Origin of the sequence: Nitrosospira sp. NRS527 (assembly GCF_018406445.1) — a bacterium.
Taxonomy (GTDB): Bacteria; Pseudomonadota; Gammaproteobacteria; order Burkholderiales; family Nitrosomonadaceae; genus Nitrosospira; species Nitrosospira briensis.
Window position 1 is genome coordinate 1,712,648 of the sequence record NZ_AP024515.1, and the last position, 13,825, is coordinate 1,726,472.

15 protein-coding genes and 1 pseudogene are annotated in these 13,825 nt (G+C 53.6%); 12 read left to right on the forward strand and 4 right to left on the reverse strand.

Going from position 1 to position 13,825, the window contains the following annotated elements:
- Positions 1-143 precede the first annotated feature (143 nt).
- The 9 genes from KJS40_RS07665 (at position 144) to KJS40_RS15530 (ending at position 5,254) form a co-directional block, all read left to right on the forward strand.
- A complete protein-coding gene (locus tag KJS40_RS07665) occupies positions 144-422 on the forward strand; it encodes a hypothetical protein (protein WP_213536976.1) in 279 nt (92 codons plus the stop codon).
- Positions 423-486: 64 nt separating this feature from the next.
- Positions 487-618, forward strand: a complete 132-nt coding sequence (locus tag KJS40_RS15470) for a hypothetical protein (protein WP_280520229.1) — start codon at positions 487-489, stop codon at positions 616-618.
- A gap of 55 nt (positions 619-673) precedes the next feature.
- A complete protein-coding gene (locus KJS40_RS15285; protein WP_244859489.1) occupies positions 674-886 on the forward strand; it encodes a GDCCVxC domain-containing (seleno)protein in 213 nt (70 codons plus the stop codon).
- Between the two features lie 46 nt (positions 887-932).
- The gene (locus KJS40_RS15290; protein WP_244859490.1) at positions 933-1,247 is read left to right on the forward strand and encodes an antitoxin of toxin-antitoxin stability system; all 315 of its coding nucleotides are present in this window, start codon (positions 933-935) and stop codon (positions 1,245-1,247) included.
- On the forward strand, positions 1,204-1,335 hold the full coding sequence (locus KJS40_RS07675; protein WP_213536977.1) for a type II toxin-antitoxin system RelE/ParE family toxin: 132 nt from the start codon (positions 1,204-1,206) through the stop codon (positions 1,333-1,335). Before KJS40_RS15290 ends, KJS40_RS07675 begins: the two co-directional genes overlap by 44 nt.
- 96 nt (positions 1,336-1,431) lie before the next feature.
- Positions 1,432-2,589, forward strand: a complete 1,158-nt coding sequence (locus tag KJS40_RS07680) for a PepSY-associated TM helix domain-containing protein (RefSeq protein ID WP_213536978.1) — start codon at positions 1,432-1,434, stop codon at positions 2,587-2,589.
- Between the two features lie 178 nt (positions 2,590-2,767).
- Positions 2,768-3,991 carry a TonB-dependent receptor plug domain-containing protein gene (locus KJS40_RS15295; RefSeq protein ID WP_244859491.1) on the forward strand — a complete coding sequence of 408 codons (1,224 nt, stop codon included), beginning with the start codon at positions 2,768-2,770 and terminating at the stop codon, positions 3,989-3,991.
- Positions 3,988-4,986, forward strand: a complete 999-nt coding sequence (locus KJS40_RS15300; protein WP_244859492.1) for a TonB-dependent receptor — start codon at positions 3,988-3,990, stop codon at positions 4,984-4,986. Before KJS40_RS15295 ends, KJS40_RS15300 begins: the two co-directional genes overlap by 4 nt.
- A gap of 19 nt (positions 4,987-5,005) precedes the next feature.
- A complete protein-coding gene (locus KJS40_RS15530; protein ID WP_348529515.1) occupies positions 5,006-5,254 on the forward strand; it encodes a hypothetical protein in 249 nt (82 codons plus the stop codon).
- Here the strand turns inward: KJS40_RS15530 and KJS40_RS15305 are convergent.
- Positions 5,213-5,296, reverse strand: a pseudogene (locus KJS40_RS15305) (MerR family DNA-binding protein); the annotation flags it as partial. The gene KJS40_RS15530 and the pseudogene KJS40_RS15305 sit on opposite strands and share 42 nt — an antisense overlap.
- Positions 5,297-5,313: 17 nt before the next feature.
- Complete coding sequence (locus tag KJS40_RS07695) at positions 5,314-7,224, reverse strand: PAS domain S-box protein (RefSeq protein WP_213536979.1); 1,911 nt, start codon at positions 7,222-7,224, stop codon at positions 5,314-5,316.
- 923 nt (positions 7,225-8,147) lie between these two features.
- On the opposite strand from KJS40_RS07695, the gene KJS40_RS07700 reads away from it, so the two are divergent.
- Positions 8,148-10,253 (forward strand): ATP-binding protein, encoded by a 2,106-nt coding sequence (locus KJS40_RS07700; RefSeq protein WP_213536980.1) that lies wholly within the window; start codon positions 8,148-8,150, stop codon positions 10,251-10,253.
- Positions 10,254-10,398: 145 nt separating this feature from the next.
- Positions 10,399-11,289 (forward strand): alpha/beta fold hydrolase, encoded by an 891-nt coding sequence (locus KJS40_RS07705; RefSeq protein WP_213536981.1) that lies wholly within the window; start codon positions 10,399-10,401, stop codon positions 11,287-11,289.
- 54 nt (positions 11,290-11,343) lie between these two features.
- On the opposite strand, the gene KJS40_RS07710 is transcribed toward KJS40_RS07705, so the two are convergent.
- Positions 11,344-12,372: a fatty acid desaturase gene (locus KJS40_RS07710; RefSeq protein WP_213536982.1), complete on the reverse strand. Its 1,029-nt coding sequence runs from the start codon at positions 12,370-12,372 to the stop codon at positions 11,344-11,346.
- A 322-nt stretch (positions 12,373-12,694) separates the two neighbouring features.
- On the opposite strand from KJS40_RS07710, the gene KJS40_RS07715 reads away from it, so the two are divergent.
- Positions 12,695-13,111, forward strand: a complete 417-nt coding sequence (locus KJS40_RS07715; RefSeq protein ID WP_244859493.1) for a MarR family transcriptional regulator — start codon at positions 12,695-12,697, stop codon at positions 13,109-13,111.
- Between the two features lie 161 nt (positions 13,112-13,272).
- Here KJS40_RS07715 and KJS40_RS07720 read toward each other — a convergent pair whose 3' ends face one another.
- Positions 13,273-13,572, reverse strand: a complete 300-nt coding sequence (locus KJS40_RS07720; RefSeq protein WP_213536983.1) for a hypothetical protein — start codon at positions 13,570-13,572, stop codon at positions 13,273-13,275.
- Positions 13,573-13,825 lie beyond the last annotated feature (253 nt).

Consider the following 13,825-nt stretch of genomic DNA (forward strand, 5'->3'; position numbering starts at 1 on the left):
AAGGGGCATTCTCCGAATTCTGCAGATGATCCGCTAGTCTTCAGATATTTAAATCAGTTTTCCACAGCAACTGGAATCATCATGTTCAGATGCAAAAATGCCCGCAGGAATTCACTGTAATAACCAATAGATTTATTTGGACCGTGAGCACCGATTTGAATCGCTGCCCTCCCGTCGTGGTGTCTCCATGGGGCTGCCGATGCGGGCGTACGGCATATCATGGTGACGGCAGAGCTGACCGGTGTACCGGCGCTGCGTCTGTTGTCCGGTCAGACGTTACCGATCGCCTCGCGCTACGCAATCTGGGCGTCACGGGCGTGGTGCAGTTGCTGGCGCGGGGTGTCCAAGTCGAGATGTATACGTTGACATCGCGGCTGCAGGCGCGCGCGGCTATGACGAGTGGCCCAAGGGTTATGGCGTGAACACGTTTCTTGGCCCGCTGAGTGCGCGGCAATACTGTAGCGGATCGCTCCGATCCGCGGCGCTGTGAACGACCTGATGGCCGAGGTGCTGGAAGGGCATATTCGGGAACACCTGAGCTCGGATGGCATTTCACCTGACCAGCCGAATAAAGATCTGGAACAGGCGGTTGCGGTACTCCGGTCTCATCTTAAGTAATGCAGTAACGCCGGATTAGCATACGATTTTTTACGAATTCTGAGACGATCCCACCATGAGCGCCGTTATTCTTGAGTCCATACTGACTTGCCCGCATTGCGGTTTCGAGAAACAGGAAACCATGCCCATGGACGCCTGTCAGTTTTACTACGAGTGCAGTAACTGCAAAGCGCTGCTGCGTCCCAAGCCGGGCGACTGCTGTGTGTTCTGCTCGTTCGGTTCGGTAAAATGCCCGCCGATCCAACAGCAGCATGGGTGCTGTGGATAGCCGACTGGTCTTAAAGTACTTTATTTTCCGTATTCCGAGACAACCCTTGCTTGATTCAGCCAGTCCGAAACCCGAGCTACGCGCAGAGTTTATGGCCGAAGCCGAGGCAGCTGACCAGCCTGCGTCTCAAGTCGTACGCGAACTGATGCGCGAATATGTCCAGCGGCAGTGTCAGGCACGGGAATACGACGAGTTCCTGCACCAGAAGGTCGAGTCTGCCAGGAAATCGGTGCGTGCCGAGAGGGGCCGATCGAATGCCGAGATTGAAGTCGAATTTACCAATTTACCGTTAAGCGTGCCAGTACCGCAAACAAGGCGTGAGGGTTGTCTGGACGCCGGAAGCGGAACAGGATCGCGATGACATATGGAGTTACATCGCAGCCGACAATTCGGATGCGGCCATCTTGATGGATGAGTTATTCATTGATGTCGCCAGCTATTATGGCTAAAACGGGCCCTCGGGTCGAATTCTGACTGACCGTTCCAATGGGCGAAGACAGACCAGGTCTTTCCCGATTAGCAAGAACTATTCAAGGTCTTTCTTCATGAGAACACGTAAACTTGTCTTCAATATTCACCTTTATATTGGTCTTGCCAGTGGCCTGTTTCTGGTTCTGAGCGGGTTAAGTGGAAGCATGATAGTTTTTCGGGAAGAGATCGAGAAACTCATGCACCCAGAATTGCTGGAAACGGTGACACGCGATAAGCGAATCCCTGTGCAGACAGTATTAAATACGGTCAAGCGGGCATATCCAGAAGACAGGATAGTTTTTATCCGGATGCCGCGCACGTCACAGGAAACCTATTTGTTCAAGATGAATGGCGCTCATGACTTGTTCGTGTATGCGGATCCTTACAGTGGAGAAGTGCTCGGTGCGCATAGGCAGGAAGATACGCTTATAGGATGGGTTGCCCTTGTACATACCGAACTTCTGATTGGCGAGCGCGGTAAAACCGCCCTTGGCGTCAGCGCATTGCTCCTGATCTGCATGAGCGTCACAGGCCCCTTTCTGTGGTGGCCACCTAATGGAAAGATTTCCCGAGGTCTTAAAATCGATTGGCGGAGTCCCAGGAAAAAGCTTGTTTTTGATATGCACCGTGCATTCGGAATCTATTCCATGCTTTTTCTTCTTATCGTAGCATTCACTGGTGTCTCGCTGGTGTTCAATAAAACTGTAATCGAAATTACCAATTTTTTGACAGCCAGTGCGCCAAGACCTCCGCCCCCTTTCTCCAGTTCTCTCGGAAAAACCGAAACAATCCTTCCAATCGATGACTTGCTGCATAAGGCAGACCGCATTCTATCCGGCCCCACCACCTGGATCACCCTCCCTCAAACGGCAGAGGCACCGCTTGTGATCCGGAAAAAGATGCCTGAGGAATTCAATCCAAATGGAAAAAGTTTTATCTATTTCGATCAGTATACGGGTGAAGTGCTACTTGTCGAAGAAGCCTCGTCTGCTCCTGCGGGCGCACGCATCTACAATACGTTTTACCCCATACATATAGGTACGTTAGGGGGATTGCCTACCCGTATCTTTCAGGTGATCGTTGGTTTTTTACCACTCCTCCTATTTGTCACAGGTTATATCATGTGGAAAAATCGGAGCAAAGCAAGAGCGTATAAAAAAACTCCAAAAAGTAATTTGAAGCAGCATGATTCCAAACTTCTGGATTCAGGAGATCACGCGGCAGAACCTTAGCCGGGCTACCACAATCCAGGTGAACCCGCTATTAATCCTGGCTCTACCGAAAAGAGAATTCCAGCTTTACATGAGAACGATTCTAATTTACTATAAAAATAATTAACGGTACCAGCCAGCCACTCAGTCATTTGCCAGCCAGTGCTTTTCCGAGAAAATCAAGAAAAAGGAAAACATTGTGCTGCGCAAGATTACTGCCGCCTCCCGCCCTTCGTACACCCTTGCACAAATACGCTTCAAGCTGCTGACTTTGGCCATGCGCATGGCCTTCGCCGGCCTGTTGACCGTAGGATTCATCGATCATGTTCATGCGCAAGCTGCGCCACAGGCAAAGCAAGAGGCCACCGGAGACGCGGCGACACTTCCTGAGATGAAAGTCAGCGCAGAACGATCTGATGCGCTTCCGCAGCCCTATGCCGGCGGACAAGTGGCGCGCGGCGGACGGCTCGGGTTGCTCGGTAATACGGACCTCATGAAGGCTCCTTTCAGCATCAGCAGCTATACGTCGCAGATGATCCAGAACCAGCAGGCAATCACGGCGGCCGACCTCTTGTTCAAAGATCCTTCAGTCCGCTCCACCGGCCAGAGGGGTGGCGTCGTCGATTCTTTCTATATTCGCGGCTTTCCGATCGGCGAAGGCAACGTGGGAGAACTCGCCTTCGACGGGCAGTACGGTGTGGCGCCAAATTACCGGGTATTCACCGATTACGCCGAGCGCGTCGAGGTGATCAAGGGGCCTGCCGCCCTGCTGTATGGCATGTCCCCGAACAGTGGCGTCGGCGGTGTTATCAACATCGTTCCAAAGCGCGCGTCTCCGACCGACTTGACCCGGCTCACGGGCAACTACATGTCAAACACGCAGGGGGGCGGACATCTCGATGTCAGCAGGCGGTTTGGCGCGGATCGCCAGTTCGGCATCCGGCTCAATGGCAGCCATCACCAGGGCAATACGCCGCTGGACAATCAGTTCCGACAGGCGGATGTCGGCGCCGTAGCGCTCGACTATCAGGGCGAACGGTTCCGGGCGACACTTGACGCCATCGGCCAGTATGAGCGGTTCAAGGCGCCATCGCGCCCGTTCCTGGTTACCGCGGGCCTTGACGTCCCATCCGCGCCCAATGGCCGGCGTAATGTCACCCAGCCCTGGGGTTGGTCGAAGATCCAGGACAACTCGGTCCTGCTCAAAGCTGAATATGACTTCTCCGACGCGCTGACACTGTTCGCCAGTGTCGGCGGCGCCCACTCGTGGGCGGATCGTCTGTCCGACCAGACGCCGACGATCCTGAATGCCGCCGGCGATACCATATCAAAGCCGATGTACTTCAGGTTCGGCTCGAACGCTCCAGCACCGACGCCGGGCTACGCGCTCGCTTCAATACCGGCCCCATCCGCCATACCGTGACGCTTCAGGGCAGCGGTTATCGTGATCGTCTAAAGCGAGGTTCCAGCGCCGGTACGGATGTATTGTCGAACATGTATTCACCCATTGAGCGCCCGGGTCAAGACTTGGCTAAACCCGGCCTGGCGAAAGTCTCGGAGACCGAATTCTACGGAGGCACATTAACCGATACCTTATCCGTAGCCGACGAGCGTGTGCTGCTTTTGCTTGGCGGGCGCATACAGCAAGTTAATTCCGACAACTTCAGTCCAACCGGCGCCGTCACGTCTTCCTATGCCAAAAGCGCCATTACACCGTTGGTGGGTCTGCTCGTCAGACCCTGGAAAAACGTCTCGGTTTTCGCCAATCGCATCGAAGGGCTGAGCAAGGGGGATATTGCGCCGCAGATCGCAGTCAATGCCGGCCAAATCTTCGCGCCCTATAAATCTGAGCAAATCGAGGTCGGCATCAAGATCGATCATGGTCGCCTGATCACTACGCTGAGTGTCTTTCAGATCAAGAAGCCCAGCGGCCAGCTCACCGGCAATGTCTTTGCGGTTGATAGCGAGCAGCGCAATCGGGGCCTGGAACTCGCCCTGTTCGGTGAACCCGCATCGGGCGTTCGGCTGCTGGGCGGCGTGACACTGTTCGATGCCGAATTGACGAAAACCACCAGCGCGGCCACGCTGGGCAATAAGCCGGTCGGTGTGCCGTCATTGCAGGCCAACCTGGGCGCTGAATGGGATATGCCGTGGCTGCCTGGATTCACCTTGACCGGGAGCCTTATTCACACCGGCAAACGATATATCAACCAGATGAATACGCAAAGCGTGCCTTCCTGGACCACGTTTGACTTTGGCGCGCGCTACGGCACCAAGGTGGCCGGAAAATCTGCTACCGTACGGGCTAGTGTCCTCAATGCATTCGATAGCAACTACTGGGCAGGCGTGGCCTCTTTCAGCACTTTATCGCTAGGCACGCCGCGCACCGTACTGGTATCGGCCACGGTCGACTTCTGAGTTGAGGCGGGAGCACGCCATGCAAGACAATTTCCTATTGGTGGAGAACGAAGCCGGGCACATACGTGCCTCGATCCCAATCGCACTGCCCGTTCTCAATCAAAGCATAACGGATATGGTCTATTCGACACCGCATACACTCCTGGATCTGGTCAATCGGCATGGATCTCCCCTCCACGTCATTTGGCCGCATATTCTGCAGCAAAACATTGACGCGTTTCGAACCATCCTCGCAGTGGGTGCCATCGTCCAGCCGCAGCAGCTCTGAGATCTCGTTCAAACTAAACCCCAGCCGCTGAGCCGATTGCCTTTGAGTCCGACAAGCTGCTAAATGGCGGTGATCAAATCCTTGAGCACCTTAAAATTCACGGGTTTGGTGAGGTGATAATCAAAGCCGCTCTCATGCGAGAGCCGGCGGTCTTTCTCCTGGCCCCAGCCAGTCAATGCTATCAGCTTGATATCATTGAACTGCGGTTGCTGGCGAATGCAGCGTGCCACTTCGTTACCATCCATGCCTGGCATGCCGATATCCATGAGGATTACATTGGGCCGATAATCGGGAATAGTCGCAAGTGCTGCCGGACCGCTATTAACACCCTTGACATCGAGGCCCATTGATTCAAGCAACATGACAAGCACTTCGGCCGCATCATGATTATCGTCTACCACCAATACGCGCAACTTGCGCGCCGTGGCGTCCGTTTTCAGCGGTTCAGGCGTTTTTCCGTGCATGGTCATTTCCGATAACGGCAAACGTACAATAAATTCGCTGCCTTTATCCTCCCCCTCGCTTGTGGCTTCGACCGTACCGCCGTGCATTTTAACGAGACGATAGACCAGGTTGAGCCCAATACCGAGCCCACCCTGCGCCCCGTCACCATTTCGCCGTTCCTGAGCGAACATGTCGAACAAACGGGGCAGCATCCCCGGCAAGATTCCGATACCGTTGTCCCGCACGGATATGATGGCGCTATCGCCTTCCTGACGGACGGTCAGCCAGATCCGCCCGCCCTTTCTGGTATATCGTGCTGCATTGTTGAGCAGATTCGTGAATACCTGCTCAAGGCGTACGGAGTCGGCGTAAACGATTAAAGGCACCTCAGGCATGGATACATCCAATTTATGTTCCTTCTCGCTGATCTGCGCCCTGCCTGCCTCGACAGCATTGCACAGCACAACAGCCAAATCCGTGGGAGCTTGCCGCAGTTCCACCTTTCCACTGGTGATGCGCGATATCTCCAGCAGATCGTCCACCAGCCTGACCATATGGTTGACTTGCCGGTTGATCATCGGCAACAGGCGCGGAACATCCGCCGCGCCGCCAGGACGCGCGATGATCTCCAGCGCGTTGGCAATCGGCGCAAGCGGATTACGCAGCTCATGCGCAAGCGTGGCCAGAAACTCATCCTTGCAGCGGTCGGCATACAGCAGGGCTGTTTCCGCATTAACCGCCTCGGTAATATCTATTGAGATGCCGATGTGGCCCGCATACTCGCCGGCGGTGGTAAACCACGGCAGTGCATAAGACTTCAGCCACCGCCATTCCCCTTCGGCGGTCTTGATCCTGACCCGATGCTGAAAACGTGCGCGGTCATGCAACGCCTGCTCGAACGCTGCCACGTACGCCGGCGCATCGTCCGGATGAATGACCGAACGCCACCCGGTGGGCATCAGATCTTCCAGGGCAATGCCGAGCATATCCAGAAATCGCTGGTTAAGATAAACCGCATTCCCCTTTGCGTCCACTTGCCAAGTCAGTGCCGGGGACGCTTCCGCGATAGTGCGGAATCTTGCCTCGCTCTCGCGCAGGCTCTGCTCGGCCTGCTTGCGTTCGGTTATGTCAATAAGATACCCAACGCCCTCGTTATCGTTGAGTTCTTTTGCCGCAATCAGTGCCCACCAGCGCGAGCCGTCCTTGCGAAATAATTCCTTTTCATAGGGAGAAATGCGACCCGTTGCCTTGAGTTCCTCCGTAGCCTTCGAAGAAACTGTTTTCCATTCTGCCGGCGTAAGGTCGCCGCATTGCAATAGACCGGCGCTCGCATCTTCGCGGCTGAAGCCACTCATCTTCAGAAAAGCACTGTTCGCTTCCGTAATCCGGTTTTCCCTATTGAAGAAAATAACACCGACCGTGTCGATCTCAAATGCAGTTCGGAAACGCTCCTGTGCTTCCCGTATCGTCTTTTCGGTTTTTTGGCGCATTTTCACATGCTCGGTGACGTCGATTCCATGATTCATGACCCATGACCCAGGATCGGGGCATTACGGAATGCTTCTTCCAGCAGCTGTATTCGTTTTGCTTGTAACGCTCTTTGAGGCGGTGACGTTCCGACTCCCACGCACGCATCTTGATTACTTCGGTTTTCTCGCTAACCGTCACAAACACGGCGCCTGCCCCACCCCTCCGGATCTGGAGGATGTTTAGCACGCATCAAGTCACGATCACCGTCATTATAGCTCTGCATGAGCTTCATGCCCTCAATAATAATAAGGCGGCGAAAGGCAGCAAAAGCATGAAGTTAACCGCAAACTGAAGATTCCTGGACCATGTCGAGATTGACTCGACTTCGATTCAACCCAATCATGCCCGAAGATTAGCTCGCCCATTTCGCTGCCGCGCTACCAGTCCGGCATTTCTGCCTGAATCATGTGTATCCGCTCCTCCGGTTCAACTTCAGCACTTTGATATTCGATACCTTGTTTGATCACCAGACACACTCGAGAAAGATGTAGCCAAACTATTTTTTCCACATCTCGTTACCGTGCAGACTAGCATGATCTTGTGCTTCGCTTGCTCGCACACCCTCGAACTTGCGGCATTATGCTCAAGAAAAAAGAAATTATGCCATGACCGTGATAATTTTCTCGGAACAGGGCGCGATATCGTTGATACCGATTAAGAAAAGAACCGGTCCCATATATACTAATGCCGTTATGTAACGAACTGATCCGAAAAAACGGTATTGTTCAGTCTTTTGGCGTTGAATGGACTCAAGAGATCCTCTTGATTGAACTCAGGGATTAAACAGGGTGGGCAATGCCCGTGAAATAAAACCTACCGCGTATACCATTGTCAAAGAAAATTATCGAGTCTGGGCACCCACTGTTTACTGCTGCCTTGTTGTTTATAGCTGGCCAGGATTTTAAAAAGGAATGACGCAATGACGGAAGATAATGATGAAAAGCGGCCACGCTCCCACATCTTGCAAACTTCCAATACCATTCCTCATGCGAGCGAGCTTGTCAAGCACGAGCTCAAGCAGGTCAAGGAAGCGTTGGAAGAGAAAACCAGGCAACTTGACCATTCCCTGTCTATCCTGCGTGCCACCATAGAATCGACAGCCGATGGAATCCTGGTTACCGACGAGCATGATAATGTACTTCGCTTCAACGAACGGTATCTGGAGATGTGGCAGATCCACCCTGCCATTATCGATACGGGGCAACACCGGCATCTTCTGAAATTCTGCTGCAAGCATTTGGCGGATCCGCGGCAATTCCTGGATAAGCTGGAGGAAATCTACGCAACCTGGCCGCCAGAGAGTTATGATTTGCTGGAACTGGCCGATGGCAGAGTGTTCGAGCGCTTTTCAAGGATACAGCATATCGAAGAGCGGAGCAGCGGCCGCATCTGGAGCTTTAGAGATATCACGGCACGCAAGCACGCTGAGGAAGCCCTGCGCGAAAGCACCGAGCGCTTGCGTTTCATGGCTGAGGCAATGCCGCAAAAAATATTCACCGCCCGGGCCGATGGAACCCTGGATTATTTCAATCAGCAATGGAAAGATTACACAGGTCTTGCCCCTGAGCAAATGGCGGGCTGGGAATGGACAAAACTCATCCATCCCGAAGATATGGATGAGAGCATCGGGCGCTGGCATCACTCTCTGAACACGGGCGAGCCTTTTCGGATGGAATGCCGTTTCCGGCGGGCCGACGGGGATTACCGCTGGCATTTGATCCAGACTCAGGCCAGACGCGATGCCCGGGGAAATATATTGATGTGGGTCGGTTCTAATACCGATATCGACCCTATAAAGCGGGCGGACGAGGAAAAAAAACAACTTCTCGAGAACGAAAGAATCGCAAGAAGCGAAGCCGAGCGCGCCAACCAGTTGAAGGATGAATTTCTCGCCACCTTGTCTCACGAGCTCAGGACGCCGCTCAACGCGATCCTTGGATGGTCACAGCTCATATTGCAGGGAACAATGGGCAAGGAAGACATCCAGCGAGGCCTGGAAACCATCGAGCGGAATGCTCGCGCACAGAACAAGCTTATCGAAGACCTGCTCGAAATGAGCAGTATCATCTCGGGAAAGGTAAGGCTTGACGTGCAGCGACTGGATCTTGCCGGCATCGCCGAGGCGGCGATTGAATCCATCGCCCCGGCGGCGGAAGCCAAAGGGATTCGTATTCGAAGAACCATCGATCCGGCCGCGGGATGGGTTTCAGGGGACAATAACCGGCTTCAGCAGGTCATCTGGAACCTCCTTTCCAATGCGGTTAAATTTACTCCCAAGGGCGGCACCGTAGAGGTCATAGTCGAGCGGGTCGCTTCTCATCTCCATATTATCGTAAGGGATTCGGGGATGGGCATCAAGCCTGAGTTCCTCGCATACGTTTTTGACCGTTTCCGCCAGGCCGACTCCACACTTACGCGAAATCACGGCGGCCTTGGCCTGGGACTGGCCATCGTGAAGCAACTCGTGGGTCTTCATGGAGGAACGGTTCGAGCGGAAAGCGATGGCGAGGATAAAGGGTCGGCGTTTATCGTCAGCCTGCCGCTCGCTCCCATCAGTGAAAGAAAAGACCAGCGCCCCGCAGCGTCCACGCAAATTGCCTTTGAGAATGGGCATATCACGCTTCCCGGCGTAAAAGTACTGGTCATTGATGACGAACAGGATGCACGCGAACTCATCAAGGAGGTGCTTACGCTATTTCAAGCCGACGTGATTACCGCTGCCACCGCCGCAGCGGGCCTGGAAATGCTGAAAAACCAGCGGCCCGATGTGATAGTAAGCGATATTGGCATGCCGGAAAAAGATGGATACCAATTCATTCGCGAAGTAAGAAATCTTCCTGCAACTGACGGTGGGAAAACGCCTGCTATTGCCCTGAGCGCATTTGCCCACTCTGACGATCGGACGAGAGCGATAACTGCCGGTTATCAGATGCATCTCTCGAAACCCGTCGAATCGCATGAGCTGGTTGCCGCCATTGAAAACCTGACCGGATGGGTGCAAAAGCCAAGCGTGCAAGGGGCATAACTAGCCGGCCTTATTTTGAATCGGCCCCTTCCGCCTGAGAACCACCCGCCACGACATTGCTTGACCTCACGCAAAACCCGCATGGGAAAATAACCAGGGTTTATATCAGCCATTCCCACCATGAATCAACCATGAGCAGCCGCCTATGCGCCGTTTGATTTTGCTCGGCGTGCTTGCCCTATTTTCCTGCATCGCGGTGATATTGCTTGTCGCCATGGGTGTCGGCGAACTTTTATCAGGCGCGACGCCTACTGCCGTCAACACGCTATCAACCGATTTTCCGGTCGAACCGGTACAAATACCCCTCAGCACCCATTCACGAGAGGAAAATTCCGGTGTGCACGGTTGGCTGGCGCGGGGAACCCGAGGTGGCGGCACCGTGTTGCTCGTGCATTCGATCCGGAGCAATCGCGTCGAAATGCTGAGCCGCGCCAAGTTCCTGAATGAACAAGGGTACAACGTTCTCCTCATCGATCTCCAGGCACACGGCGAAACGCCGGGAGACCGGATCACCTTCGGCTTGCGCGAGTCGGAAGACGTGGAAGCCGCAGTAGCCTATCTGCGTAATACTTTCCCCCACGAACGGATCGCAGCCATCGGGGTCTCGCTAGGGGCGGCCGCGATCGTGCTCGCGAAAAATCCGTTGCGGCTTGACGCAGTGGTGCTCGAATCGCTCCATCCCACCATCAAGGAAGCCGTCGAAAACCGCTTGAGGCTTCATCTTGGACAGATCGGCCCGGTTTTTTCTCCACTCCTGCTGTCACAGCTATCGTTTCGTCTGAATGCCTCTCCCGATGAGTTGAACCCCATCAGCCGGATAGGCAATCTCAACGCGCCATTACTGCTGATTTCCGGCACCGACGACCAGCATACGACAATGGCAGAAGCCGAACGCCTGTTTGATGCCGCCCGGCAGCCGAAAGAAATCTGGATCGTCCCCGGCGGAGGGCACTTCAATATGCACGCCTATGCCGGTAAGGAATACGAGAATCGTATATCCGATTTTCTTCAATGGTACCTGCGCAAGCGGGATTAATTCACCTGAGGCTGAGCCATATCAACGAGTCGGCTCAGTGAAATTCTGACGTTCCTAAAGCGGTGTCAGAAAAGAAACCCCGCCCGCGCCCACCGCTGTGCCATCCCGAAGCCGTTGCGCAAACTGATCCCCTCGCGTTTCGCTGTCATCGCCGATAACACGTCCTATTCTGCTCTTATGGAAGCTCGATAACTGCTTCCCGAACGGAATGACAACTCGCGTATCATTTCCATACAACGTATCATGCAGCTTCGACAGTTCGTGCCACGGCGCGGTAGGTCTTGTGTGGTGCGCGTTGTGATAACCGAAGTTGAGGGTAAGAAGGTTCAGCCACGGGTGGCGAGCCGAGAGCAGATTGCTGAACGTATGAGATTCCTCATAACCCCGGTCGCCTCTATGCTTCATCAGGTCGGCATCGCTACCGAGCGCCGGAACAAGATCATAATTGTGTTGAAGCGCATCCATGAAGCGCAAAATCGTCAGGAATATAGTGTAAGCCAGCAGATAGCACGCATAAGCCAGTGGCGAATGCAGAAATACCATCAGAAGCAGGCTGAAACGGATAACGGTTATCCCGATTACCCGAGCCCGCTGGTCTTTTTTTTCCTTGAAGATAAACGGCGCGAGGATGAGCATTCCATGCATAAGGAACTCGATGACCGGCACATACAACCATTCCAGCACCTCTACAGTACGGCGCAGAACCGGATGGCGCGCAAGGTAACCCCTGTAGTCGATTAAAATAACATCCGCGTTATCCACATGGTGCCTCATGTGCGTCACACGCACATTGTCATACGTTGCATAGCAACCGCCAGTGAGCCAGTTTAGCCCGCGGGCCATCAAGGCATTGTGGTGCGGCGACTTGAACAGCGCGTTGTGGCCTAAATCATGAATAAGATAAGCCGCTATCGTCATCCCGTGCGCCATGGCGAGCGTACCCAGCACCATCGGTATTGGATTCAAGGACAGAATAAGGGTAGCCCCGCCAAAATAGGAAAACTGGCAGTAAAGGAAGGCCAAAAGGTTTGGGCGCAAGCTGCCTGAAAGGCGAAAGTAGGTCTTTTCAATTCTGTTGAACATGATTTGGCATTTCCTTAGCGGCAATATGCAGCTTTCCGTTTTCAACATATTTCGTTCCCATCGTCCGGTGACCTGGGATATCACCCCCTTTCATATCACCCTTTCACCGTGAGTATAGGGTTCGAATCCCCTTGGGGACGCCAGCCTCCAATTAGGCGGGGCTTTTATGATCTTTCGTGGGATTCCCCACTGTCATGCCACGCCGTGGCAAATCGTCAGGCCTTATAGATCGTAATTATACATGTAAAATTACATACAAATAAGAATTATAATTGTAGCTATGGATAATGGCTGATGCCGCGAGGCAAAAAACTGAAGAGAAATGAGCAACCCGAAAAAACAGGCGGACGCCAGGCGGCGCCAATTCATACATCTGCAGAATGATACGGATCAGTATTGGATGGATGTTCTGGGAGACACGCTTTTCCACGATCTGAACTACTACGACCTCTTCACGCGGATGTGGTTAAGGTTCAACGACGCTAATGACACGTTCCACAAATCGGAGTTGTATCAGCTCATGCCGAACGTCAGCCAGCGAACCGCGATAAAATATATTCAGATTGCTATCGATCACGGCTTGCTCATCGAGCACGTGGATCCCGATGACCTGCGCTCCAGGCGCATCACGATGTCCAGCGACCTCAAGCGTAAAATCGAGCTTTTTCTGGATTATTCGATATCGGTGTTCGAGACACTACCGCTGCCGATTCCCCGGCAGCAACGTCGTAATGGGTGACGACTTATACCAGAGGAGTCTGGTAATCAGCTCAACGGTTCACGCCAGCGCGCGAACCCGACAATTCGCCGCTCCCCTTGATGCCGGCCCCGACAATGTGCAGAATTTGAAGCATAAACTCAGCGGCGGAGGCGATCCCGCTCATAACTTACCCGGTGGTCTCACTGGCCATTACCACTCGCGTCATATATCGCTGGCGGGTTTGTCGCGTATGGGTTATTCGCGCTGTCACTGCTGTAAGGGCTGCCATATCGCCCATACGGGTTATTGATGGAATCTTCGCTATACTCGCTCCCGTAGCGGCCATACGGGTTGCTTGTCGAGTTGGGATCGTATGGATTGGCGCTGAGATTACCCAGATACTTGCCGGTTTGACGGTCCTTCAAATGTGGAGGCTCAGCTTGGGCAGCGGTAACCGCGAGCGTAAAAAAAATGGCAAAAATGATAAGTTGTTGTCTCACAATAGCGCTCCTTTTTTCGTAGGTCGGGCTCCGCCCGACATTATTTTACGACCGTCGGGCGAAGCCCGACCTACCTAGGTGGAATTCATAGACGGTATATTGGCCACTGCGGGCACCCACAACTATCACCGATTATCAGTATTTATCACACAGCCACAGCACTAAAATTACATCCACCCGAACCGCTTCGCATATGCTGCCAAGCCTGGGCTTAATGTGCCATAGCGTACAGAACAATTGAACAATTCCGGTT

Bases quoted from the DNA above. Each gene is read 5' to 3' on its own strand.
- KJS40_RS15285 (WP_244859489.1), top strand. From the start codon at position 674: ATGAGCGCCGTTATTCTTGAGTCCATACTGACTTGCCCGCATTGCGGT.
- KJS40_RS07680 (WP_213536978.1), top strand. From the start codon at position 1,432: ATGAGAACACGTAAACTTGTCTTCAATATTCACCTTTATATTGGTCTT.
- KJS40_RS15530 (WP_348529515.1), top strand. From the start codon at position 5,006: ATGCAAGACAATTTCCTATTGGTGGAGAACGAAGCCGGGCACATACGT.
- KJS40_RS07695 (WP_213536979.1), bottom strand. From the start codon at position 7,224: ATGAATCATGGAATCGACGTCACCGAGCATGTGAAAATGCGCCAAAAA.
- KJS40_RS07700 (WP_213536980.1), top strand. From the start codon at position 8,148: ATGACGGAAGATAATGATGAAAAGCGGCCACGCTCCCACATCTTGCAA.
- KJS40_RS07705 (WP_213536981.1), top strand. From the start codon at position 10,399: ATGCGCCGTTTGATTTTGCTCGGCGTGCTTGCCCTATTTTCCTGCATC.
- KJS40_RS07710 (WP_213536982.1), bottom strand. From the start codon at position 12,372: ATGTTCAACAGAATTGAAAAGACCTACTTTCGCCTTTCAGGCAGCTTG.
- KJS40_RS07715 (WP_244859493.1), top strand. From the start codon at position 12,695: ATGAGCAACCCGAAAAAACAGGCGGACGCCAGGCGGCGCCAATTCATA.